Source organism: Knoellia tibetensis (assembly GCF_048606415.1).
In the GTDB taxonomy this organism is placed as follows: Bacteria; Actinomycetota; Actinomycetes; order Actinomycetales; family Dermatophilaceae; genus Knoellia; species Knoellia tibetensis.
The window spans coordinates 1,920,547-1,943,926 of record NZ_JBMBWF010000001.1 but is presented as its reverse complement, the minus strand read 5'-3'; the positions used below and the strand labels follow the sequence as shown (position 1 = coordinate 1,943,926).

The window sequence follows — 23,380 nt, the reverse complement described above, 5'->3', positions numbered from 1 at the left end:
GGCTCTTTGCCGAACGCTTGCCGAACCCACACCCGGGCTTTGCCCCACCGCCCGTATGCCGGCCTCAGGCTGTCCGTCATGCTCGCCACCGCGCCCCGTCCCCCGCTGCGCCGGACCCGCGTCCCGGTTGTCGTCGCCCTTGCCGTGCTGGCCCTCGTCGCCGCCGTCGCGCTCTCGGCGGCGACCGCCCTGCGGGCCACTGCGGCGACCCCGCTCACCGTCACCCAGGCGATCGCCACCCAGAACGGCTCGTCGCAGACCGTGCGCGGCTACGTCGTCGGGGAGCCGGTGGCGACGACGACGGTCAACCGCAGCGGGTTCACCGGCGACTACGCCATCGCGCTCGCCGACTCGGCCTCGCAGACCGACACCACGAAGATGCTCTACGTCCAGCTGACGACGCAGTGGCGCAGCGCCTGGGGCCTCAAGACGAACCCCGGCAACATGGGCCGGCTCGTCGACGTCACGGGGCAGCTCACGGCCTACTTCTCGCACGCCGGGCTCAAGTCGCCCACGGCGATGACCGCGGTCGGCAGCACGCCGACGCCCACCTCGACGGCGACCCCGACGGGCAGCGCGACCCCCACCCCTACACCCACGTCCAGCACCGACACCTACTACGCCACGGCCGCCGGCAAGTCCGGCACCGCCCTGCGCAGCGCTCTCCACGGCATCATCAGCAAGCAGACGGTCCTCACCTACGACCAGGTCTGGGACGCGCTCAAGGACACCGACCAGGACCCGAAGAACGCGAGCAACGTCATCGAGATCTACTCGGGGCGCTCAATCGCGAAGTCCGACAACGGTGGTGGCGTCGACCAGTGGAACCGTGAGCACGTGTGGGCCAAGAGCCACGGCGACTTCGGGACGGCCAACGGCCCCGGCACCGACGTGCACCACCTGCGCCCCGAGGACGTCACGGTGAACTCCGACCGCGGCAACCTCGACTTCGACAACGGGGGCTCGGCGGTCAACCAGTGCGCGGACTGCTGGCGCGACGCCGACTCCTTCGAGCCGCGCGACGCCGTCAAGGGCGATGTCGCCCGGATGATCCTCTACATGGCGGTCCGCTACGAGGGCGGCGACGGCTGGCCGAACCTCGAGCCCAACGAGTCGGTGAACAGCGGCAGCGCGCCCTACATCGGCAGGCTCTCGGTGCTCAAGTCCTGGAGCGCCGGCGACCCGCCCGACGCCTTCGAGAAGCGCCGCAACGACCGCATCCACGCCCAGTGGCAGGGCAACCGCAACCCGTTCATCGACCACCCGGAGTGGGTCGCCTCGATCTGGCCCTGACCCTGCGCAGGTCCCCCGAGGACAGCGGTATGCCGGCCGCCCACTCGGGCGGCCGGCGTACCTCTGTCGTCGTCTGTCGACGCTGCGTCAGTCGACGATGTTGTAGGCGCGGCGGGCGCTGTAGTCCGCGTAGGTGCTGAGCGCGGCCTCGCGGTGGTTCATGTCGGAGGACGGGTTGGACTGCTCGAAGAGCATGAAACGGGTCTGCGCGGCGTCGGTCCAGCGGTGGAAGAGGACGCAGTGCACGCCGGGCAGGTTGAGGTAGTCGCCCTTCCTGAGGTTCGCCTTGCTGATCTGGGCGCCGTAGCCGTTGAGGGAGCTCGTGCTCGGTCCGGGCGCAGGCAGCATGAGGCACATCGAGACGAAGCCGGAGCAGTCGGTCCGGTAGCGCGACGTCCCGCCGGGGCCGGGGTAGGTGGCTCCCTGGTCGTACTGGACGTTGTTGTTCATCCAGAACCACGCGCGGTCGATGACGGTGGCTCGCGACACGGTCGGCGCGGCGAGGGCCTGGCCGGGCATCGCGACGGATGCGCCGACGAGGCCGAGGAACGAGGTGGCGAAGGCGCCGCGGACGACGTCGCGGCGGTCGATGGTGGTCATGGAGTGCCTCCCTGCGGTGGGTCACGTCCCGGTCGGTGACGTTGACGCCGATGCTGGGCATGGGCGCTGCGAACCGGCTGCGGCCCGCTGCGAATCCGCTGCGGGTGCTGCGGGCGCTGCGGGAGGCGGGCGCGTGAGGTGCGCCGCCGGCATACCCGTCGTTCGTCAGGCGCCGAGCGTCGCAAGCGCGTCGCCGTCCATCCGGAAGACCGTCCACTCGTCCTGCGGCACGGCGCCGAGGCCCCGGTAGAAGCCGATCGACGGCTCGTTCCAGTCGAGGACCCACCACTCGAGCCGGCGGTAGCCGCGCTCGACGCAGGTCCGGGCGAGCGTGGCGAGGAGCTCGCGGCCGAGGCCGCTGCCCCGGTGCTCGGGCTCGACGAAGAGGTCCTCGAGCCAGATGCCGTTGACACCGGTCCACGTCGAGAAGGTGAGGTACCAGACGGCCATGCCGACGACCTCCCCGTCGACCTCGGCGACGTGCGCGAAGGTCGTCGGGCTGCCCGACGCGGGGAAGAGCGCTGCGGTGAAGTGCTCCTCGGTCGCCTCGACCGCGTCCGGCTCCCTCTCGTAGACGGCGAGCTCGTGGACCAGCCGCAGGATCGCCGGGACGTCGTCGGGGGTGGCCTCGCGGATCGTCATGTCGGCGAGCGTAGGCGGCGGCGTAGGTTGGCAGCCATGACGACCACCGAGGGAGACAGGACGTGAGCGTCGTCGACGACGGCCGGATCCACCACGTCACGACGGCGGACACGTGGGCCCGCGCCGTGACCGACGGGGCGTTCACCGAGTCGACGCTGGACCGCTCGCTCGAGGACGAGGGCTTCATCCACTGCTGCGACGCGGCCCAGCTCGACTTCGTGCTGACGACGTTCTATGCCGAGGTGCCGCACGACCTGCTCCTGCTGACGATCGACCCCGAGCTGCTCGAGTCGCGGCTCGTGCGCGAGGTCGGCAACCCCGAGACGGGCGAGACGTTCCCGCACGTCTACGGGCCGATCAACCCCTCGGCCGTCGTGGGCACGCAGGTCCTGTACCCACCCCACGGCCGGCACTGAGCTGCGGGCGCCGTGTGCAGAGGGAGTGACGCGACAGGTCCTCCCGCTCGGCGCAGCGGGAGGACCTGTCGGCGCGTGGAACTTCTCAGTTGGTGTAGACGACCTTCCCGCCGGACCCGATCGGGATGGCCGAGACCTGATTCCCGGGGACCCCGGTGGAGAGGTTGCGCCAGCCTGCGGCGCTGCCCGCCTCCCAGATCGTGCCGCCGGCCGCGGTGTAGACGACCTTCGCGCCACTGCTCGCGATGGCGGCGAGGGCATCCGCGCTGACGCCGGAGATGCCGGTGCCCAGGTTGCGCCACCCGTTGGCGCTGTGGGCCTCGTGGACCATGCCGTTGACCACCGTGTAGACGTACTTCACGCCGTTGAGGGTGATGACGGCGAGCGCGCGGTTGCTGACGCCGTTGATCCCGGTGCCCTGGTTGCGCCACCCGTTGGCGCTGTGCGCCTCGAAGACGTTGCCGTTGGAGATCGTGTAGATGTACTTCACGCCGTTGAGAACGGTGACCGCGAGGGCGTCGTTGCCCACGCCGACGATCCCGGTGCTGATGTTGCGCCACCCGTTGGCGCTGTGGGCCTCGTGGACGACGCCGTCCTTGACGGTGTAGACGTACTTGACCCCGTTGAGCGTCAACGCAGCGATGGCGTTGCTGCTCACTCCCTCGATGCCTGTCCAGAGGTTGTTCCACCCCGTGCTGCTCGCGGCCTCGAAGACACGTCCACCCGAGACGCTGTAGATGATCTTGTTGCCGTCGAGGTTCACCGACGCCGTCCTGCTCGCGACGACCGGACCCGAGGCGCCGCCGACTCCCAAGGCCGTCCACCCGGCGAGGCTGCTCGCCTCCCGGACCTGCGTGGCGCCCGTGCTGGGTGGCGTCGTCGTGTTGCGGGCCAGGTAGCGCAGTCCGTTGCGGTCGCCTGCCTTGAACGCCTGGCCGGCGGAGTAGGCGGACGCGAGCCCGCTGTGCATGAGCTGGTAGGCGCCGGCGTAGGCCCCGTCGTGGTGCTGCAGGCCGAGCACGTGGCCCAGCTCGTGTGCGCTCAGCTCACCACGGAACGCCTCGCTCTTGTTCTGGTAGGCGGAAGTCCGCAGCACGAGGGTGCCGCCCTCCACTCTCGGCGTGCCGCGCTGGTGGCCGCACCCGTCCCATGCGTCGTAGGTGGCGTTGCCGTTGAGCGGCGCCGACCCGCAGAAGTCGCTGCTGACGGCCGCCCGCACGAAGATCTCGCCCAGCCCCCCAGTGGGCGACGCGACGCCGCCGACACTGATCCTCGTGTTCGAGAACGAGTGAATCTCGTCGACGGCGGACTGCACGTAGCGCTGGGTGAGCGAGCGCACCGTCTCGTCCTGGAAGACGACCCGGTAGCTCGGGATCGTGTACTCGGAGCTACTCCCCAGCGAGAAGCCCTGGCCGGATCCAGTCCGCGGCCGATGCCGGCGAGGCGGTCAGGACTCCGGGCGTGAGCGCGACGGCGGTAGCGACCACCGCCCCGGCAATGCGAGCCGCCCAGCGTGGCCGGGCGGCCGGGCGGGTCGATCTGGTCATCTGTGGTCCCCCTTGGCTCGGAGCGGGGGCGCTTCCCCCGCCCCGGCCAGCCTCGGGGGCGTGTCGCGCACGACGGAACCAACGTTTCCGCGGAAGGTGCGTTGTCTCCGCAGTCAGGCGACGCGGCTGCCCCGGGTCGAGCGGCGGGCCTTGAGGACGGACTCGACCGCGTCCCACGCGGCGATGGCGACGATGACCGCGCCGACCGCTGCCGCCGAGACCGACCAGTCGGTCGACCAGCCGAACTTCTCGCCGAGCACCTGAGGCAGGTCGGTGAGGAGCTCGTCGCGGGCGAGGAGCCAGAGCACGAGGATCGCCGCGCCGGCGTTGGTGACGACGTTGAGCGCCGCGAACGACGGGGTCCAGCGACCGACCCGCCACACGAGCAGCGCCACGGCCACGTCGACGAGGAACCAGCCGATGAGCAGGACCTTCCACACGGGGTGCATGTCGGGGTTGAGCACCTGGATGCCGTTGTCGCCGACCCCGCCGAGCTGCCACGTGACGAGCGCCGCGAGCGCGACGGCGAACCCGACCTCGAAGATCGTCTCGCCGGGCTTCACGGTGCGCCACGGCACGTCGGCGGTGAGCTGGTCGGGCGTCCAGGCGTTGAGCGGCCGGTCGCGCTCGGCCTCCGGACGCGTCCACTCGATGACCGCGAAGGTCAGCGTCACCCAGAACGCGAGGTGGACCGCGGTCGTGAGGACGAGCAGGAACGCGTCCAGCAGGATCGGTCCCCAGCCCTCGTCGGTGGTCGCGGCCTTCGCGGCCAAGTTCGCGACGAGGACGAGGGGCAGCACGATCGCGGGCAGGACGCGCATGAGCCGCACGTAGTCGGGATAGACCCCCGGACCGATGAGGTATGCCGGCCGCCCGCCGTACTGCCGCGCGAGGACGTCGGGGTCGCCCAGCTCCGCGACGGCCTCCTTCTCGGCTGTGCTCGGCTCGGCGCCGGCCTCCACCCTGGCGTCGACGGCGTCGGCGATCGTGGCGCGCAGCTCGCGGGCGACGTCGGGCCCGACGTCCGCCGGCAGGTGCCGGGTGACCGTCCAGACGTAGCGGTCGGTGAGTGTGGTGGCGGTCCTGTCCGTCATTGCTGCTTCCCTCCGTCGAGTGCGCCGATCGCGGAGTCGAGCGATCGCCATTCGGTCCTGAGCCGGTCGAGGACGGCGGCGCCGTCCTTGCTCACGAGGTAGAACTTGCGGGGCCGCGCCTCGTCGGTGTTCCACTCGCTCGTGAGCAGTCCCTGCTTCTCGAGGCGCCGCAGGAGCGGGTACAGCGTGTTGCCGTCGACGGCGAACCCGGCGTGAGCGAGCGTCTCGAGCAGGGCGTAGCCGTAGTGCGGCCGGGCGAGGGTCGTGAGGCAGGCCAACACGACCGTGCCGCGGCGCAGCTCCTGCAGGTGCCCGGCGATGAGGTCGTCGTCCATGCGCCACACGATAGTGTGTGCCGCACACTATCGTCAATGGCACACGTCGCGGCTGCCATAATCCCCGCCGCTGCGTCCGCACCTGTGGTGACTAGGTCGTCACCTTGCCGGACGCAACGGGTATGCCGCCCACCCCTGCCGTTTGCGTCCGCACCTGTGGTCGCCAGGTCGTCACCTCGCCGGACGCAAGGGTCCCAGGCGGGACGTCTGTCAGCCGCCGTCCGGGCGGCCGCGGCGGGCGGGGTGGGTGTTGAGCTCGAGGAGCATCTCGAGCAGTCGCTCGGCGGCCGGGTTGGGGCGGCCGGTGTCGCGCACGAGCGCCGAGATGTCGCGCACCGGCGTCGGGTCGGTGAGGCGCAGTCGCGTCACCTCGGGTGGCAGCGCGCGAGCGGCGAGGCGGGGCATGACCGAGATGCCGACGCCGGCGGCGACGAACTGGATCGCCGAGTAGTGGTCCTGCGCCTGCACCGTGAAGCGCGGCGTGAAGCCCGCCGCCGCACAGGCCTGCACGAGGATCCGGTGCCCCGGGTTGCCGACGAGGTCGTTGGACACCCAGGTCTCGCCGCGCAGGTCGGCGAGCGGCACGGCCCGGCGGGCGAGGAGCTCGTGGTCGTGCGGGACGACCGCGACATAGGGGTCGCGGGCGAGGTGGACGCGGCGGTAGCCGGGCCGTTCGGCGTCGCCGGGCATCTCGGTGACGATGTCGAGGTCGGGCCGGACGTTGCGGCTCGTCACCTCGGTGAGAACGAGGTCGACGGTGAGGTCCGGCTGCTCGAAGGTGAGCCGCTTGACGAGCGCCGGCATCCACGCCGACCCGGCTGACGCGAAGTAGCCGACCGTGATCCGCCCGCTGCGCCCCTCACGCAGGTCGGTGACGACGGAGTCGAGGCGGTCCCACTGGCTCATGGCCTCCTCGCTCTGGGCGGCGAGCTCGAGCCCTGCCGGCGTGGGCGAGATGCCGCGACCCTGCCGCTGGAAGAGCACGAGCCCGGTCTCCCGGGCCAGCGCGCTGAGGTGCTGGCTCACGGCACTCGAGGTGAGCCCCAGGTTGTCGGCGGCGGCCTGCACCGAGCCGCTGCTGACGACGGCGCGGAAGACCCTGAGACGGTGCGGATCGAGCATGCCCCCCACTCTACAGTCCTGCTTAACGACCCCTAAGCAAAGTCACGTTGTGCTAAGCAGTTGAAACGAGGACCATTGGACCCATGATCCCCCGTACCCAGACCTTCACCACCGCCCACCGCATCGCCGAGCGCCTGCGCAACTTCCGCCGCCCGGGCACCTCCGGCTGGTCGACCACCGTCGACATGGACAACACCCGCGCGAACCACGAGCTCATGGTCGCGTCGCAGTGGCAGCACACCAACCGCTCCATCTGAGCACCGCTGCACCACTGCTGCACGACCGAGGCAGCCCGCACCACCGGCGCACACCCGCGCCCAACGACAGCGCTGGACCGAGACCCGGGCCAGCGCTGACTCATGTCCCGAGGCGTTCCCGCACGAGCCGGTCGAGCGCATGGAGCTCGGCGCGGGCCGCATCGGCGTCCGCCCCCGTCGCCGTCCGGTCCGCTCGACGCGCGAGGTCCGCGACCCGCTCAGGGTCGAGACCGTGGCGCCGCGCCCCCTCGAGGCTCTGCTGCGAGAGCAGGTCGGGCAGTGCGAAGGTCGGCGCCTCCCCGGGCACCGCCGGACCGTCGACGACCACGACCTCGCGCTCGGGTCGTGCCGTCTCGCCGGCGCCCGCCCCAGGCTCGCCGAAGGCCTCGGTGACGAGCCGCGCATAGGCCTCGTGCCCGAGGGCGTTGGGGTGGAAGGACTCCTCGAGCGGCCACGACACCCCGCTCACCCACTCCTCGCGGTCGCAGACCGCGTGTCCCCCGAACGCCTCGCGCGGGTCGACGACCTGCGCCCCGGCCGCGCCGGCCGCCGTCGCCACGACGCCGGCGAGCCCGTCCACGCCCTCCCCGATCCGTCGCATCTCGTGCGGGCTGAAGAAGGTCAGCGCGTTGCAGTCCTCCCCGCTGAAGAGCAGCGGGTATGCCGTGACGACCAGTCGCGCATCCGGTGCCGCCTCCGTGACCTGGGCCAGGAGGGCGGAGAGCCGGCTCGGCAGCTCCGCGCGCAGCGTGGCGAGCGCAGCGTCGATGACCGGGTCGGTGTCGACCATCCACGCGGGCTTGGCGCACTCGACGAGCACGGGTACGAAGCCGATGTCGTTGCCGCCGACGGTGAGCGACACGTGCGAGGTGCCCGGCCCAAGGGCGGACACCTGGTGCCTCTCGACGTCGCGGGTAGTCGCGCCGAGGCAGGCCTGGTAGGCGAGGTCGAGCCCGAGGGAGCGGGCCACGAGCACCGGGTAGCCCTCGGCCGCGCGCCAGCACGCGTTGCGGCGGGCACCTCCCCCCACGCCCGCGGCATACGAGTCGCCGAGGGCGACGTAGGGCTGAGGCATCACGCCATCCAAGCAGTCGAGAGGAGAGAACTCGCCGCACCAGGAGGCTGGTGGACGGCGTGTTCTCTCCTCTCGACTGCTTGGGGCGGCCCGGCGCGGGCTCAGGCCTGCGCGCCGCCGTTCTGGGCCGCGGTCTGGGCCTCAGCGACCTTCGCGCGGACGTCGTCCATGTCGAGACCCTTGATCTGCTCGATGATGCCCTCGAGCGCAGGCGCGGGCAGGGCGCCGGGCTGCGAGAAGACGAGGATCGAGTCGCGGAAGGCCATGAGGGTGGGGATCGACGTGATCTGCGCCGCGGCGGCGAGCTGCTGCTCGGCCTCGGTGTCGATCTTGCCGAAGGTGACGTCCGGGTGCTTCTCGGACGCCTCCTCGAAGACGGGGGCGAAGCGCTTGCACGGGCCGCACCAGTCGGCCCAGAAGTCGACGAGCACGATGTCGTTGCTCGTCACGGTCTTCTCGAAGGTCTCGGCGGTCAGCTCGACGGTGGCCATGCAGGGGGCTCCTCGGGTGTCAGGGGGATGTGGTCGACTGTCTTCACGGGGGTCAACACCGCGAGCCGCGCGGATCATCCATCGGGGGCGCACGGCATACGCCACCCGGGTCCGGACACGCCACGGGCGCGCGTCGGTACAGGGAGTTCACGACGCGCGCCCGGCTGTCTCGATGGTAGCGAAAAGTTCGTGTCGTTGAACAGTCTTCGAGGTTGTGACACGCGACGCGTCCTGCGCGCGACCCCCATATGCTGCCGAGGGTGACGACGATGAGCGCAGCCCACTCCGTGACCGAGTCCGACCGGAAGCACGTCTTCCACTCGTGGTCCGCGCAGGGCCAGATCTCCCCGGCGGAGGTGGTGAGCGCGCAGGGGTCGCACTTCAAGCTCGCCGACGGCAGCCGCTACCTCGACTTCTCGAGCCAGCTCGTCAACGTCAACATCGGCTACCAGCACCCCAAGCTCGTCGCGGCGATCCAGGAGCAGGCGGGGCGGCTGCTCACCGTCTCGCCGGCGTTCGCCAACGACGTGCGCTCCGAGGCCGCGCGGCTCATCGCCGAGCTGGCGCCGGGCGACCTCGACTCGGTGTTCTTCACCAACGGCGGCGCCGAGGCGACCGAGAACGCGATGCGGATGGCGCGGCTGCACACGGGCCGGCAGAAGGTGCTGACGACCTACCGGAGCTACCACGGAGCCACCGCGGGCGCGATCGCCGCGACGGGGGAGCCGCGGCGCTGGGCGTCGGAGCCGTCGGTGCCGGGCATCGTCCACTTCTGGGGGCCCTACCTCTACCGCTCTGCCTTCCACGCCACGACCGAGGAGGAGGAGTGCGCGCGGGCGCTGCAGCACCTGCGCGACACGATCATGGTGGAGGGCGCGGCGACGGTCGCCGCGGTCATGCTCGAGACGGTCGTCGGCACCAACGGCGTGCTCGTGCCGCCGGCGGGCTACCTCGCCGGGGTGCGCGAGATCTGCGACGAGCACGGCATCGTCCTCATCGCCGACGAGGTCATGGCCGGGTTCGGCCGGTGCGGCGAGTGGTTCGCCGTCGACCGCTGGGGCGTCACGCCGGACCTCATCTGCTTCGCGAAGGGCGTGAACTCCGGCTACGTCCCGCTCGGCGGCGTCGTCATCTCCTCCGAGATCGCGGCGACCTTCGCCGACCGGCCCTACCCCGGCGGTCTCACGTACTCCGGCCACCCGCTCGCCTGCGCCTCGGCCGTCGCATCGATCGGCATCTTCAAGGAGGAGGGCATCCTCGAGCACGTCCGCGGGGTCGAGGAGACGGTGCTGCGGCCCGGGCTCGAGGCCCTCGCGGACCGGCACCCGTCGGTGGGCGAGGTCCGTGGCGTCGGCTTCATGTATGCCGTGGAGCTCGTCCGCAGCCGTCGCACCCGGGAGCCGCTGGTCCCGTTCAACGCCACGGGCCCGGCCGCGAAGCCGATGGTCGAGTTCGCCGCGGCGTGCAAGGAGAACGGGCTGTGGCCCTTCGTCCACTTCAACCGCACCCACGTCGTGCCCCCGTGCACGACGACCGCGGCGGAGATGCGCCAGGGCCTAGAGATGCTCGACGCCGCCCTCGACGTCGCCGACCGCCACACCACCGACTGAGAAGGAACCCACTCCCAGCGGGAAGGTCGCACCTGAGGTGCGAACAGTTCCCGCCCGAAGTGAGAGGTACCCACTTCAGGCGGCGGGTCCCACGCTCTGCGTGGGCATGTCGATGCTGGAGAGGTGAAGGCGCGCGGGGGCCGGCCGGGGGGTCAGGTCTCGCGGGTGAGGACGACGGCGCTGTAGGGGCCGAGGGTGAGGACGGCGCTCTGCTCGCACCCGTCCATCTCCGGGCCGTCGGCCTCGACGTCGAACGCGTCGACCCCGCCGAACTCGGGGGCGTAGAGCGGCGAGTCCGAGTTGAACCGCACCTTCCACAGCCCGGGCGCCGGCAGGCCGACGGGCAGCTCGTGCTCGACCCGGGTCGAGAAGTTGAGGACGACGACGGTGTCGTCGTGGACCCCACCCTCCGCCCAGCGGTGCAGGGCGAGGATCTTGGCCTCGTTGTCGCAGCGCAGCACGGAGGCCCCACTCCCACGCAGCCCGCCGCTCACGCCGTCGGCGTTGCGCCGCAGCCGGATGAGGTCCCGGTGAAGGGCCACGATCCCCGCGTTGGCCTCCGACTTGCCCCAGTCGAGCGCCACCGAGTCGTCGAACCAACGGTCCTCGAGGAACTCCTGCCCCTGGAAGAGCATGGGTATGCCGGGCGAGCACATCACCGTGACGAAGCCCAGCGCGGCGCGCTTCTTGGCCGCCCACGAGTCCGCGTCGCCCGGCGCGACGGCCTCGGGGAGCCGGGTCTTGCCGTTGGCGACCTCGTCGTGCGACTCGGTGTAGACCACGCGGGCCTCCGCCGGTCCGCGACCCTCGCCGAGGACCGCCGCGGCCACGGCGTCGAGGTCGCGGTGCTCGTCGCTCAGCTCGGTGAGCGCCTGGCGGACAGGGTGGACGAACCCGGCGTCCCACTGCGCATGGAAGCCGAGCCCACCCTCGTCGCTCGGTGTCGTGACGACCGGGTCGTCCTGCAGGTCCTCGGCGATGAGCAGCTTCCACGGCTGGCGCGCCATGATCTCGGAGGTGAGCCACGACAGGTAGGCCGCGCCGTCCGGGATGAGGGCCCCCTCGTCCCACGTGCCGCCCGTGACCGAGCGGATGTAGTTCGTCGCGTCGAACCGGAGCCCGTCGCAGCGGAACTCCTCGAGCCAGAGCAGGGCGCTGTCGCGCAGGAACGAGCGCACCTCGGGCCGGCCGTAGTCCGGCCGGGTCGCGCCCCACGGGGTCGCCGCGCGCCAGTCGTTGTAGAAGTAGATGCCGCCGCCGTCGTCCTCGGACCAGCCGTCGAAGCGCCACAGGTCGAGGTCGGACGGCCCGATGTGGTTGTGGACGACGTCGACGACGACGGCGATCCCGTGCTCGTGAGCCGCCTTGACGAAGCCCTTGAAGGCATCGGGCCCGCCGTAGCCGGACTCGACGGCGAAGACGTGGCTCGGGTTGTAGCCCCACGAGATGTCGCCGGCGTACTCGAACGGCGGCATGACCTGGATGACCGAGACCCCGAGGTCGCGCAGGTGGTCGAGTCGGTGCGTCGCCGACTCGAAGCTGCCCCGCCCGCCGTGGCCGTCGCCGCCGAAGGTGCCCACGTGCATCTCGTAGACGACGACGTCGTCGCGGGACGGCATACGGAAGGGGTTGTCGCCCCAGTCGAAGGCGTTCGGGTCGTAGACGACGCAGTTGCCGACCGAGCTCGTCATCTGGCGGGCGTAGGGGTCGGCGCGCCAGACGACCTCGGAGCCGGTGTCGACCTGGAACTGGTACTCCTGCCCGGCGTGGACGCCGGGGACGTGCACCGACCACGTGCCGGAACCGCCGTCGCCGTCGCGCTCGAGCTGGGGGTTGGCGCCGCTGTCCCAGCCGTTGAAGTCACCGATGACCCAGACGTGCGTGGCGTGGGGGGCCCAGACTCGGAAGGTGGCGCCACCGTCGACGAGGACGGCGCCCATGCCTTCGTGCGGGGAGGGTGCGGTGAAGTCCATGCCGGTCAACCTAGTGCGCGGTCGGCCGCCGACCCGGGCGCGTCCGACGCCATGATGTGGGAGTGGACGTCCGCATCATCGGGGAGCCGCTCCCGCCACGCGTGGTCGCCGGGCACCGGGTGCTCGTCGGCCTCCAGCGCGGGCGCGAGGTCGAGACGCCGCGACCCGTCGAGGGGTCGACGATGACGTTCGACGCCACGTTCGACGTCGTCGTCACCCCCGACGGCGTCGACCTGCGCGGTCCGTGGGTGCAGGGCCGTCGGGGCGACCGCTTCCTCTACCTCTCGTGGGGGCACGACGACGGCAACGGGTTCGTCATGGTGCGCCGGGCCAAGCTCATGCTCGGCGTCCTCGACCCGGTCGACCTCGTCGACGCCTCCGACGACGCGCTCCTCGTCGGCCGGCTGTCCCTTGTCGACGCTGACGGAGGGCCGGTGTGCGCGGCGGTCCGTCCGCCCGCCATCCGCTGGACCCTCGAGCGCGGGCTGCCCGACGACGCGCGCGAGGGACCGCCCGCCTGAGCGGCGCGCCGAGGCCCTAGCTGTGGGTCATGTCCTCGGGGACCACCCACTCGTCGAACTGCTCCTCGGTGACGTCGCCGGACGCGACCGCCGCCTCGCGCAGCGACAGCCCCTGCTTGTGCGCGCTCTTGGCGATGGCTGCGGCCTTGTCGTAGCCGATGTGCCGGTTGAGCGCGGTGACGAGCATGAGGTTGCTCGCGAGGTTGGCCTCGATCCGCTCCTCGTTGGGCTCGATCCCCCGGGCGCAGTGCTCGGTGAACGAACGGCACGCGTCGGCAAGCAGCCGGGTCGACTCGAGCACGGCGTGCGCCATGACCGGCTTGTAGACGTTGAGCTGGAAGTTGCCCTGCGACCCGGCGAACGCCACCGTCGCGTCGTTGCCGAAGACCCGTGTCGCGACCATCGTCAGCGCCTCGGCCTGGGTCGGGTTGACCTTGCCCGGCATGATCGAGGAGCCCGGCTCGTTCTCGGGGATGCGGAGCTCGCCGAGTCCGTTGCGGGGGCCGGAGGCATACCAGCGCACGTCGTTGGCGAGCTTCATGAGCACGCCGGCGAGGGTGCGCAGCCCGGCGCTCACCCCGACGAGCGCATCGTGCGCGGACAGCGCGGCGAAGAGGTCGGGTGCCTGCCGGAACGGCTGCCCGGTCTCGGCCGCGATCTTCTCGGCCGCGAGCGCCCCGAACCTCGGGTGCGCGTTGAGCCCGGTCCCGACGGCGGTGCCACCGATGGCGAGCGCACGAGCCGACTCCACGGCATACGAGAGGGCCTGCATGGCGTCGTCGATCTGGGCGACCCAGCCACCGAAGACCTGGCCGAGGGTCACCGGCGTCGCGTCCTGGAGGTGGGTGCGCCCCACCATGACGACGTCGGCGTATGCCGTCCGCTTGCCGTCGAGGACCTCGCGCAGCTCCGCGACCGCTGGCTCGAGGCGTTCGACGACCTCGAGGACGACGGCGATGTGCATGGCCGTCGGGAACGTGTCGTTGCTCGACTGGCCGCGGTTGACGTGGTCGTTGGGGTGGACCGGCGTCTTGGAGCCACGCTCGCCACCGGCGAGCTCGATGGCGCGGTTCGAGACGACCTCGTTGGCGTTCATGTTGGACTGCGTGCCCGAACCGGTCTGGAAGACGACGAGCGGGAAGTGCTCGTCGAGCTCGCCGGAGATGACGTCGTCGGCGGCCCGGACGATGAGCTCCGCGACGTCCTCGGGCAGCTCGCCGAGCTCACCGTTGGCCTGTGCCGCAGCCTTCTTGAGGATGCCGAGTGCCCGGATCATCGGCCGGCCCCAGACGAAGGTGTCGCGTCCGATGTCGAAGTTCTCGATGCTCCGCTGGGTCTGTGCCCCCCAGTAGGCGTCGGTCGGGACCTCGACCGGTCCCATCGTGTCCGACTCGGTTCGGGATGTCGTCGGGTGTGCCATGGCTCCACCGTAGGCACCACAATGGCCGAATGACAGAGGCACCCCGATGACCGAACACCCGCCGGTCGAGACCTGGCTCACGGACATGGACGGCGTCCTCGTTCACGAGGAGCACGCGATCCCCGGTGCCGCCGACTTCATCGCGGCGCTCAAGAACGCAGGGCGGCCGTTCCTCGTCTTCACGAACAACTCGATCTACACCGCACGCGACCTGCGCGCGCGCCTGCTCGCCAGCGGCATCGACGTGCCCGAGGAGGCGATCTGGACCTCGGCCATGGCGACGGCGCAGTTCCTCGCGGACCAGCGGCCGCAGGGGACTGCCTACGTCGTCGGCGAGGCCGGGCTGACGACGGCGCTGCACGACGTCGGCTACATCCTCACGAGCCGCAAGCCCGACTACGTCGTCCTCGGCGAGACCCGCACCTACTCCTTCGAGCAGATCACCCAGGCGATCCGGCTCATCGAGAAGGGTGCCCGCTTCATCGCGACGAACCCCGACGTGAGCGGTCCGTCGACCGAGGGCACGCTCCCCGCGACGGGCTCGGTCGCGGCGCTCATCTCGACCGCGACCGGTCGCCAGCCCTACTACGTCGGCAAGCCGAACCCGCTCATGATGCGCAGCGCGCTCAACCGGCTCGATGCCCACTCCGAGTCGACCGTCATGGTCGGCGACCGCATGGACACCGACATGGTCTCCGGGCTCGAGGCGGGGCTGCGGACCGTGCTCGTCCTCACCGGCTCGACCCGGCCCGAGGACGTCGAGCGGTTTCCCTACCGCCCCACGGCCGTGGTGGACTCGGTCGCCGACCTCGTCTCCGTCGTGGAGTCCGGAGAACCCATCGCATGACGTCGCAGAGCCCGGACCCGTTGTCCGAGACGGCTGTTCCGCCCCACCAGTCCGGCCTCCCAGACCTCTCGGGTATGCCGTCCGGCTGGGTCGCGCGCGTGCCCTCGCGTGACGACGTGACCGCGCTCGTGTCCCTGTCCGAGGCGCACCAGCGGATGGCCAAGGGGTCGGGCACCGTCGACGTCGACACGGTCGAGAGCAACGTCGCCGGCACGGGCTCGTGGACGCGGCACCAGGCCCTCGTCACCGATGCCGACGGCACGGTCATCGGGTGGGTGACGGTGCACGACCGCGCCAGTGGGCGCACCCTCGTCGAGGTCACGGTCGCGGCCGAAGGGGTCGACGAGGCCGACGCCGATGCGCTGGCGACGACGCTCTTCGCGTGGGCCGAGGAGGCCGGGCGGGTCATCGCGGGTGGTCGCGAGCTCGGTGGCACGCAGCTCGACTCGGGCGCCTACGCCGACGACCAGCGCCAGCGCCGCTGGCTCGCCGCCGCCGGCTACCGCCAGACCCGGACGTGGATGCAGATGTCGCGGCCGGTGTCACCGAGCGAGGCGGAGCCGGGCGCGCTGCCCGAGCCCCGGGCGGGCGTGACGATCCGCCGGGTCGCCAAGCACGACAACGGGCTGCCGGTCGCCTCCGACCTCCAGACGGTGCACCGGATGCTCGAGGAGTCCTTCGCCGACCACTTCAACAGCTACCGCGAGTCCTTCCCGGAGTTCCTGTCGCGGCTGCGCGAGGACCCGGGTCACCGCTGGGACCACTGGTGGATCGCCGAGCTCGACGTCGACGGCGAGACCGTCCCCGGCGGTGCGCTCGTCGCGACGGTCCTGCCGCCGGACGACTCGGGCATCCAGGGCAGCTATGTCGACTACATCGGCGTGCACCGGCTCTCCCGCGGACGCGGCGTGGCGAAGGCCCTGCTGCACACCGTGATCCGTGATGTGGCCGAGCGCGGCCACAACCGCGTCGGCCTCGAGGTGGACGCCGACTCCCCGACCGGAGCGGACGGCCTCTATCTCTCGATGGGGTGGGTCACGGCATACAGGACGGAGTCCTGGCACCGCGACATCACGACCTGACCGGGCTGCCCCCGATGGGCCTGTCGCGGGCTCGGTGACTGGCCTACCGTGGAGAGATGATCACCGCGGTCCACACGCTGGTCTACTCCGACGACGGGTGAGGGCGGGGACCACGTGCCACGCCACCACTCGATCTCGCTCATGTGCGACGACCTGAGGGCGACGATGGACGAGCTGTCGGCGCGCGGGGCGACGTTCAGCACCGACCCCGTTGACCGCGGCTTCGGTGTCGTCGTCTTCATGGCCGTGCCGGGCGCCGACGACGTCATGCTCTACGAGCCGCACCACGCGACGGCCCACGACCTCGCCGCGATCTGAGCCGCTGGAGACGAGGCCGTAGGGGCGGACGAGGTACGCCGGCGGCGGCGATGGGTGGTGCGTTTCGGGCCGAGTACCCATAGGTGTTCGTGAACACCCATAGGTACTCGACCCGAAACGCACCCACCACGGTCAGTCGGTTCCCAGCCGGCTGAGGACGACGGCGAGGACGGCGTCGGCGCCCTCGTCGTCGGACGCCAGCGGCGCCGTGACGACGTCGGCCCCGGCATCGTCGAGCCGGTCGTGGAAGTGCCCCTCCGCGAGGAGGTAGGAGGCCACCGCGACCGTCACCGCCCCCGCCTGCCGCGCAGCCGAGACCGCGTCGGGCACCGTCGGCGCGGTCCCCGCGGCGTAGGCGACGGACACCGGGGCGTCCCACCCGGCGGCGAGCTGCTCGGCGGCGACCTCGACGTCCTCCGCCGCCTCGGCCCGGCTCGACCCGGCGGCGGCGAGGACGACGTGCGCGGTCGTGGGCGCCCCGGCCGAGCGCAGCCGATCGAGCAGGAGGGTCGCGAGGAGGGGGTCGGGCCCGAGCTGGGCGAGGGCGAACGACCCAGGATGAGCCGCGACCGCGTCGGCGATGTCGACGTCGACATGGAACCCGCGGCTGAGCAGCAGCGGGACGACGGCCACCGAGGTGTGCCGCGTCATGACGTCGTCGAGCACCTCGCCCACGAGCGGTGACTGGACGTCGACGAACGCCAGCGCCACCTCCTGGCTGGGCAGGGCAGCGGCCACACGCTCGGAAAGGCGGCGGACGGTCTCGGCCCCGCGGGCGTCACGGGTGCCATGGGCGACGAGGACGACGGCGGTGTGCTGCATCCCGGCAGTTCAGCACAGATGACGCCCGCGCGGCGGAGGCGACCGGGCCCAGACCTCGCCCCGAGCAGTGCGGGCGTCAGAGCTCGCCGGTCTGCACCTTCCACAGCGAGGCATAGCTGCCGCCGGCCTCGAGCAGCTCGTCGTGGGTGCCGGCCTCGACGACCCGGCCGGCGTCGAGCACCCAGATGCGGTGAGCGTGACGGACGGTCGAGAGCCGGTGGGCGACGACGATCGCGGTGCGGTCGAGCGTGGCCCGGCGCAGGGAGGCCTGGATCGCGGCTTCGGTCTCGTTGTCGACGGCGCTGGTCGCCTCGTCGAGGACGAGCACGGCAGGGTCGCGCAGCAGGGCCCGCGCGAGCGCGATCCGCTGCCGCTGCCCGCCGGAGAGGTTGACGCCACGCTCGCCGAGGTGCGAGTCGAAGCCGTCCGGCAGCGCCTCGATGAAGTCGGCCGCGGCCGCCGCGACCGCAGCCTCACGGACCTCCTCACGCGTCGCCTCGGGCCGCCCGTAGGCGATGTTGTCGGCGACCGAGCCGGAGAAGATGTAGACGTCCTGGGCGACGTAGCCCATCGACCCGCGCAGCGAGTCCCAGTCGAGCTCGCGCACGTCGCGTCCGTCGAGCAGCACCTCGCCCGAGCGCGGGTCGTCGAAGCGGAGGACGAGACGGAGCAGGGTCGACTTGCCCGAGCCGGTCGCGCCGACGACTGCATGCGTCTCGCCCGCCGGGATGACCATGTCGATGCCGTGGAGGACCGGCGGCCCCTCGCCGTAGCCCGCCTGCACACCCTGCAGCTCGACCGCGCCACGCACCGGTCGCTGCAACGCCTCGGTCCCGGCAGGCACCGTGACCGGCTCGTCGAGCAGTCGCAGGATGCGACCGGCCGAGGCGCGCCCGCGCTGGTAGAGGTCGAGCACCGTCGCGACCTCGGTGAGCGGCCAGAGCAGCCGCTGGGTCATGAAGACGAGAACGGAGTAGAGCCCCACCTCCAGGTCGCCCCGCAGCGCCGACCAGCCGCCGAAGAGCAGCGTGCACGTGAACCCCGCCAGGATGGCCATCCGCACCAACGGGACGAAGGCCGCGCTCGAGCGGATCGCGGCGACGTTGGCCTTGCGGTAGGCCGTCGACAGCGCGGCGATGCGGTCGCGCTCGCGCGCCTCCGCGGTGAACGCCTTGATCGTCGAGATGCCGGCGAGGTTGGCGCTCAGCGCTCCGGAGAGGTCGGCGACGCTCTCGCGCACCCGTCCGTAGAGCGGCTCGAGGCGCCGCTGGAAGACGAGCGATCCGGCGATGATGAGCGGGATCGGCAGGAAGGCGAGGACGAAGAGCTGCAGGCTCGACGCCGCGAAGACCGCCCCGACGAGCAGCACGTTGAGGGCGGTCTGGAGGATCGCGGCCGCCCCGACATCGAGGAACCGCTCGAGCTGATTGACGTCGTCGTTGAGGGTCGCGAGGGTCGTGCCGCTCGCCCGGCCCTCGTGCCAGGCCATGTCGAGGTGCTGCGCGTGGTCGTAGGCCTCGACGCGCAGGTCGTGCTCGACCCCTTGGGCGAGACCGCGCCAGAGGACGTCCGCGACGTACTGCGAGGCCGACTCGATGATCCACACGAGGACGTTGAAGGCCGCGAGCCAGCCGAGCTGGGCGTAGCGCGACTCGATGCCGAGCAGCTCGCCGACGAACGAGTCGTCGCCGCGGACGACGACGTCGATCGCCGCGCCGATGAGGAGCTCGGGCATGACGTCGGCGACCTTGTTGACGGTCGACATCGTCACGGCGCCGACGAGGCGGGTGCGGTAGCGGCGGTGGCGCTGCCAGAGGGCCTGCAGCGGGCGGTCGGGGCCGGCGGGACGGGTCACCGGGCAACCCTAGGTCCCGCGCACGTCACACCGCACAGCCCTGTCCCCGTGCGGACCGGCTTCCTACGATGGGCGCCATGACCGCCTCCCCCGCAGACCCCAGCACCGAGAAGATCGTCCTCGTCGACGGCGCTCGCACCCCGATCGGCAGCTTCGGCGGCATGTTCAAGGACGTGCCGGCTCACGAGCTCGGCGCCACCGCGGCCCGCGCGGCGCTGAACCGCGCCGGCGTGGCAGCGGACGAGATCGACGAGGTCGTCATGGGCTGCATCGGCCAGGTCGGGCCCGACGCCTACAACGCGCGCCGCGTCGCACTGGCGGCCGGTCTCCCGACGTCGGCACCGGCATACACGGTCAACCGGCTCTGCGGATCGGGACTGCAGGCGATCTGGTCGGCCGCGATGCAGATGCGCTGGGGCGGGGTCGACCTCGCGCTCGCGGGCGGCGACGAGTCGATGAGCCGTATGCCGTTCTACGACTTCGGTGCCCGCGCGGGCTACCGCCTCGGCAACCGTGAGCTCGTCGACGGCACGCTCATGATGCTCACCGACCCGTTCCACGGGATCCACATGGGCGTCACCGCCGAGAACGTCGCCGCGAAGTACGGAGTGAGCCGCGAGGAGCAGGACGAGTTCGCGTTGCGCAGCCAGCAGCTCGCCACGAGCGACCGGGGACGGGCCGCCTTCACCGAGGAGATCACGCCGGTGGAGGTCGGCGGCCGCAAGCCGTTCACCGCCACCGAGGACGAGCACCCCAAGCCGGGCACCACCCTCGAGGCCCTCGCCGGCCTCCGGCCCGCCTTCGCCAAGGAGGGCACGGTCACCGCCGGCAACGCCTCCGGCATCAACGACGGCGCCGCCGCCGTCGTCCTGGCCCGCGAGTCCGTCGCGAAGGAGCGCGGCCTCACCGGTCTCGTCACCCTCGAGGCCGTGACAACCGGCGCGATGGAGCCCGAGCTCATGGGCTACGCCCCCGTCGTCGCGCTCGAGAAGCTCTTCGCGCAGACCGGCCTTTCCGCCGACGACATCGACACCTTCGAGGTCAACGAGGCGTTCGCGGCCCAGGCGGTCGCCGTCGTCCGGGACGCCAAGCTCGACCCGGAGAAGGTGAACCCCTATGGCGGCGCGATCGCCCTCGGGCACCCGGTCGGCGCGACGGGCGCGATCCTCTCGCTGCGAGTCGCCAAGGACCTGCAGCGGCGCGACCTTGAGACCGGCGTCGTGACGATGTGCATCGGTGGCGGCCAGGCCCTCGCCGCCCTCTTCCGCCGCATCTGAACGCTGGAAGGAGGCGCTCTAGGGTGGCCCCATGAGCAAGACGACGCGGCGCAACACCCGGGACATCGAGTCGGGCATCCACACCGACTTCAGCCGGGAGATGAGCTACGGCTCCTACCTGTCGCTCGACGAGCTGCTCAGCGCCCAGCACCCGGTGAGCGACCCGGAGCACCACGACGAGCTGCTCTTCATCATCCAGCACCAGACGTCCGAACTCTGGCTCAAGCTCGTCCTCCACGAGCTCCGCTCGGCCGCCGACCTGCTGGCGCAGGACGAGATGCGGATCGCGCTCAAGCGCATCGCCCGCGTCAAGCACATCCAGCGCACCCTGACCGACCAGTGGTCCGTCCTCGCGACACTCACCCCGACCGAGTACAGCCAGTTCCGGCACTACCTCGGCCACGCGTCGGGCTTCCAGTCCTGGCAGTACCGGGCGGTCGAGTTCATGCTGGGCAACAAGCACCGCGGGATGCTCAAGGTCCACGAGGCCGACCCCGCCGCCCACGCCCTCCTCGCGGAGCTGCTCGAGGCGCCGAGCATCTATGACGAGTTCCTGCGCTACCTGGCTCGACGTGGGTATGCCGTGCCGCAGGAGATCCTCGACCGAGACGTGAGCGTGGCCCACGTCCCGAACGAGGAGCTCGTGCAGGTGCTCACCGGCATCTACGAGGACGCCGAGCAGCACTGGGACGTCTACGAGGCGTGCGAGGAGCTCGTCGACCTCGAGGACAACTTCCAGCTGTGGCGCTTCCGCCACCTCAAGACCGTCCAGCGGGTCATCGGCATGAAGACCGGGACCGGTGGCTCGAGCGGCGTCGGGTTCCTCCAGCGCGCGCTCGAGCTCACCTTCTTCCCGGAGCTCTTCTCCGTACGGACGGCGATCGGCGAGCCGAAGTCCTGACGCACCCTCACCGTGCCGAACGGGAGGAATTGGCGAGTTGTGGACCGTGCCGAACGGGAGGAATTGGTGAGTTGGGCACGGGTGGGGACCGGATTCGCAGCGAAATCGCAGCGCCGTGCCCGAGCCTCGGACCACCGGGCACCCGCCGCACGGGCGCGCCCGCACACCGCACCCCGGGAGGGCTCCATGAGGACACGCACCACCACGCTGCTGGCGACCGCGGCGGCCACCGCCGGCGTCGCCTGCGCATCGCTCCCGGCGGCCCACGCCGTCGGCACCGCCGGCGAGGGGCACCTGACGGCGGTCACGACGACCGCAGCCGCGGCGACCACGGCGACGACGACGACCGCCCTGTCCACCCTGCGCCAGGACACCGTCGACCGCGCCAACCGGCTCGTCAGCGCCGACCTGTCGTTCAAGGATGCGGGCGGCACCCTCCGCACGAGCACCCAGCCGGGCCCCAACCGCAACGTCCTCGAGCTCGACGGCAGCAACACCAACAGCAACGTCCTCAACGACTTCAACGGCCTCGACTGGTGCGGCTACCTCGTCGCTCGGACGTGGACCGGCACCAACACGCCCGACCCCGCGCTCTACCCGCGCATCCCCACCTCCTACATGCGCTCGCAGGCGTGGCGCACCGATGCCGAGACGCCCTACTACCGGTTCTCCGAGAGCCGACTGCCGAAGCCGGGCGACGTCCTCGTGTGGCAGAACGGCAGCGGCACCGCCGGAGCCGACAACGGCAACCCCTACGGCCACGTCGGTGTCGTCACCGCCGTGGACGCCACGACCAAGGTCGTCACGAGCGTCGAGGGCAACGTCGAGGGTGACGAGATCCGCCGCATCACCTACACCTGGGACGCCAACGGACCGACGAAGGACGGCAAGCACTTCATGGGACACACCTCCCGCGAGTGACCTCGGGCGTCCACGAACGAGAGGCGGTATGCCGGGTGCGCACCCGGCATACCGCCTCTCGTTCGTGGTGGGTCGCGCTCAGAGCGAGCGCTGGTAGTCCTCCCACCAGATGAGCGGACGGTCGTCGCCGGCCGTCGAGTTGCTGCAGGACAGGCCCTCGCCTCCGAAGCGGAACTGGTAGATCTGGCACAGCGACCTGTGTGCGTCATAGGCCACCCACGGGTCACCGACGGCGACGGCGTGGATGTGCTGGTTGCCCTCCCAGTTGCGGTACCACGCCGCGAACCCCACCTTCCGCAGGGCCGCGACCCGGGCGGAGGTCTGGGCGGGCGCGTCGACGACGCGGATGTCGATGGCACCGCCGCCCATGTGGGTCCCTGCCGAGGCGTCGGCGCCGCCACGACCCTGGCTGATGGTCATGTTGCCGGCGATCTGCTCCGCCTTGAAGAACATGTCGCGCGTGCGCTCGTTGACCGTCTGGTCCTGGAACTGGGACGGCGCGTCGTTCTGGGGCAGGACGACCCAGGAGCCTTGGTCGACCTTGTGGCTCAGCTCGAACCGGTTGGGCGCGAGCTCGTTGAGCTCGTAGAGGCTCGGCAGGCCGTTCGTGGACCAGGCGTTGGCGGTGGTGTGCACGCGGTTCTCCCAGGCACGCCAGGCGTCCATCGTCGCGATGCCGAAGTGGCCGTCGGTGTCGGTCGATGCGAGCAGGCCCTTGGCACGCAGCGCCGCCTTGACGGTCTTGACGGACTCCTCGGCACCGGCGGTCAGCCCACGACCGGGCTTGCTCGGGTCGAGCTGGGCCGCGAGCAGGAGCCGCTCGTGGTTGACGACAGGCAGGGCCGTCACCTCGGCTGTCGCGCTGTGGGCCGGGCTGCCGGCGAGCCCGACGGAGGCCGTGGCCGCCAGGGCGGAGACCAGGGTCACCGCGCCGCGTCGAAGGGTGCTCATGGGAGGTCCT

General features: G+C 71.3%; 24 protein-coding genes. 11 read left to right on the top strand and 13 right to left on the bottom strand.

Features of this window, described 5'->3' with window-relative positions:
* Window positions 1-78 precede the first annotated feature (78 nt).
* Window positions 79-1,293, top strand: a complete 1,215-nt coding sequence (locus ACOJV7_RS09000) for an endonuclease (protein ID WP_420189799.1) — start codon at window positions 79-81, stop codon at window positions 1,291-1,293.
* A gap of 87 nt (window positions 1,294-1,380) precedes the next feature.
* Here ACOJV7_RS09000 and ACOJV7_RS08995 read toward each other — a convergent pair whose 3' ends face one another.
* Window positions 1,381-1,893: a hypothetical protein gene (locus ACOJV7_RS08995; protein ID WP_420189798.1), complete on the bottom strand. Its 513-nt coding sequence runs from the start codon at window positions 1,891-1,893 to the stop codon at window positions 1,381-1,383.
* Between the two features lie 165 nt (window positions 1,894-2,058).
* Entirely contained in the window at window positions 2,059-2,535 is a 477-nt protein-coding gene (locus tag ACOJV7_RS08990) for a GNAT family N-acetyltransferase (protein WP_420189797.1), read from the bottom strand.
* A gap of 62 nt (window positions 2,536-2,597) precedes the next feature.
* On the opposite strand from ACOJV7_RS08990, the gene ACOJV7_RS08985 reads away from it, so the two are divergent.
* Window positions 2,598-2,951, top strand: coding sequence for a DUF952 domain-containing protein (locus tag ACOJV7_RS08985; RefSeq protein ID WP_420189796.1), 354 nt, complete (start codon window positions 2,598-2,600; stop codon window positions 2,949-2,951).
* Between the two features lie 85 nt (window positions 2,952-3,036).
* On the opposite strand, the gene ACOJV7_RS08980 is transcribed toward ACOJV7_RS08985, so the two are convergent.
* From ACOJV7_RS08980 to ACOJV7_RS08965, 4 genes are all read right to left on the bottom strand, one after another.
* Complete coding sequence (locus tag ACOJV7_RS08980; RefSeq protein WP_420189795.1) at window positions 3,037-4,290, bottom strand: hypothetical protein; 1,254 nt, start codon at window positions 4,288-4,290, stop codon at window positions 3,037-3,039.
* Between the two features lie 321 nt (window positions 4,291-4,611).
* Window positions 4,612-5,592, bottom strand: a complete 981-nt coding sequence (locus tag ACOJV7_RS08975) for a permease prefix domain 1-containing protein (RefSeq protein WP_420189794.1) — start codon at window positions 5,590-5,592, stop codon at window positions 4,612-4,614.
* Window positions 5,589-5,927, bottom strand: a complete 339-nt coding sequence (locus ACOJV7_RS08970; protein ID WP_420189793.1) for a PadR family transcriptional regulator — start codon at window positions 5,925-5,927, stop codon at window positions 5,589-5,591. Before ACOJV7_RS08970 ends, ACOJV7_RS08975 begins: the two co-directional genes overlap by 4 nt.
* 210 nt (window positions 5,928-6,137) lie before the next feature.
* Entirely contained in the window at window positions 6,138-7,049 is a 912-nt protein-coding gene (locus ACOJV7_RS08965; RefSeq protein ID WP_420189792.1) for a LysR family transcriptional regulator, read from the bottom strand.
* 83 nt (window positions 7,050-7,132) lie between these two features.
* Here ACOJV7_RS08965 and ACOJV7_RS08960 point away from each other — a divergent pair, with 83 nt between their 5' ends.
* Entirely contained in the window at window positions 7,133-7,306 is a 174-nt protein-coding gene (locus ACOJV7_RS08960; protein ID WP_156971718.1) for a hypothetical protein, read from the top strand.
* A gap of 100 nt (window positions 7,307-7,406) precedes the next feature.
* On the opposite strand, the gene ACOJV7_RS08955 is transcribed toward ACOJV7_RS08960, so the two are convergent.
* Both ACOJV7_RS08955 and trxA read right to left on the bottom strand, forming a co-directional pair.
* Window positions 7,407-8,381: an SGNH/GDSL hydrolase family protein gene (locus ACOJV7_RS08955; RefSeq protein WP_420189791.1), complete on the bottom strand. Its 975-nt coding sequence runs from the start codon at window positions 8,379-8,381 to the stop codon at window positions 7,407-7,409.
* 101 nt (window positions 8,382-8,482) lie between these two features.
* A complete protein-coding gene (trxA, locus tag ACOJV7_RS08950) occupies window positions 8,483-8,872 on the bottom strand; it encodes a thioredoxin (RefSeq protein ID WP_420189790.1) in 390 nt (129 codons plus the stop codon).
* Between the two features lie 269 nt (window positions 8,873-9,141).
* Here trxA and ACOJV7_RS08945 point away from each other — a divergent pair, with 269 nt between their 5' ends.
* On the top strand, window positions 9,142-10,482 hold the full coding sequence (locus tag ACOJV7_RS08945) for an aspartate aminotransferase family protein (protein ID WP_420189789.1): 1,341 nt from the start codon (window positions 9,142-9,144) through the stop codon (window positions 10,480-10,482).
* A 152-nt stretch (window positions 10,483-10,634) separates the two neighbouring features.
* Here ACOJV7_RS08945 and ACOJV7_RS08940 read toward each other — a convergent pair whose 3' ends face one another.
* A complete protein-coding gene (locus ACOJV7_RS08940; RefSeq protein ID WP_420189788.1) occupies window positions 10,635-12,455 on the bottom strand; it encodes an alpha-amylase family glycosyl hydrolase in 1,821 nt (606 codons plus the stop codon).
* A gap of 62 nt (window positions 12,456-12,517) precedes the next feature.
* Between ACOJV7_RS08940 and ACOJV7_RS08935 the strand changes: the two genes are divergently transcribed.
* Complete coding sequence (locus ACOJV7_RS08935) at window positions 12,518-12,976, top strand: DUF5990 family protein (protein ID WP_420189787.1); 459 nt, start codon at window positions 12,518-12,520, stop codon at window positions 12,974-12,976.
* Between the two features lie 16 nt (window positions 12,977-12,992).
* Here the strand turns inward: ACOJV7_RS08935 and fumC are convergent, their stop codons facing one another.
* A complete protein-coding gene (gene fumC / locus ACOJV7_RS08930; protein ID WP_420189786.1) occupies window positions 12,993-14,396 on the bottom strand; it encodes a class II fumarate hydratase in 1,404 nt (467 codons plus the stop codon).
* A 46-nt stretch (window positions 14,397-14,442) separates the two neighbouring features.
* Here fumC and ACOJV7_RS08925 point away from each other — a divergent pair, with 46 nt between their 5' ends.
* The 3 genes from ACOJV7_RS08925 to ACOJV7_RS08915 all read left to right on the top strand — a co-directional run bounded on the left by ACOJV7_RS08925 (window position 14,443) and on the right by ACOJV7_RS08915 (window position 16,643).
* Window positions 14,443-15,243: an HAD-IIA family hydrolase gene (locus ACOJV7_RS08925; protein WP_420189784.1), complete on the top strand. Its 801-nt coding sequence runs from the start codon at window positions 14,443-14,445 to the stop codon at window positions 15,241-15,243.
* A complete protein-coding gene (locus ACOJV7_RS08920; RefSeq protein ID WP_420189783.1) occupies window positions 15,240-16,325 on the top strand; it encodes a GNAT family N-acetyltransferase in 1,086 nt (361 codons plus the stop codon). The genes ACOJV7_RS08925 and ACOJV7_RS08920 overlap by 4 nt, the downstream gene beginning before the upstream one ends.
* 114 nt (window positions 16,326-16,439) lie before the next feature.
* A complete protein-coding gene (locus ACOJV7_RS08915; protein WP_420189782.1) occupies window positions 16,440-16,643 on the top strand; it encodes a VOC family protein in 204 nt (67 codons plus the stop codon).
* Between the two features lie 132 nt (window positions 16,644-16,775).
* Here ACOJV7_RS08915 and ACOJV7_RS08910 read toward each other — a convergent pair whose 3' ends face one another.
* Together ACOJV7_RS08910 and ACOJV7_RS08905 are read right to left on the bottom strand one after the other, a co-directional pair.
* A complete protein-coding gene (locus tag ACOJV7_RS08910) occupies window positions 16,776-17,465 on the bottom strand; it encodes a sirohydrochlorin chelatase (protein ID WP_420189781.1) in 690 nt (229 codons plus the stop codon).
* Window positions 17,466-17,541: 76 nt separating this feature from the next.
* The gene (locus tag ACOJV7_RS08905; RefSeq protein ID WP_420189780.1) at window positions 17,542-19,320 is read right to left on the bottom strand and encodes an ABC transporter ATP-binding protein; all 1,779 of its coding nucleotides are present in this window, start codon (window positions 19,318-19,320) and stop codon (window positions 17,542-17,544) included.
* Window positions 19,321-19,397: 77 nt separating this feature from the next.
* Between ACOJV7_RS08905 and ACOJV7_RS08900 the strand changes: the two genes are divergently transcribed.
* The 3 genes from ACOJV7_RS08900 (at window position 19,398) to ACOJV7_RS08890 (ending at window position 22,419) form a co-directional block, all read left to right on the top strand.
* Window positions 19,398-20,597, top strand: coding sequence for a thiolase family protein (locus ACOJV7_RS08900; protein WP_420189779.1), 1,200 nt, complete (start codon window positions 19,398-19,400; stop codon window positions 20,595-20,597).
* Window positions 20,598-20,628: 31 nt separating this feature from the next.
* The gene (gene kynA / locus ACOJV7_RS08895; protein WP_420189778.1) at window positions 20,629-21,498 is read left to right on the top strand and encodes a tryptophan 2,3-dioxygenase; all 870 of its coding nucleotides are present in this window, start codon (window positions 20,629-20,631) and stop codon (window positions 21,496-21,498) included.
* A gap of 186 nt (window positions 21,499-21,684) precedes the next feature.
* Window positions 21,685-22,419, top strand: coding sequence for a CHAP domain-containing protein (locus tag ACOJV7_RS08890; RefSeq protein ID WP_420189777.1), 735 nt, complete (start codon window positions 21,685-21,687; stop codon window positions 22,417-22,419).
* Window positions 22,420-22,497: 78 nt separating this feature from the next.
* On the opposite strand, the gene ACOJV7_RS08885 is transcribed toward ACOJV7_RS08890, so the two are convergent.
* Window positions 22,498-23,370, bottom strand: a complete 873-nt coding sequence (locus ACOJV7_RS08885; protein ID WP_420189776.1) for a hypothetical protein — start codon at window positions 23,368-23,370, stop codon at window positions 22,498-22,500.
* Window positions 23,371-23,380 lie beyond the last annotated feature (10 nt).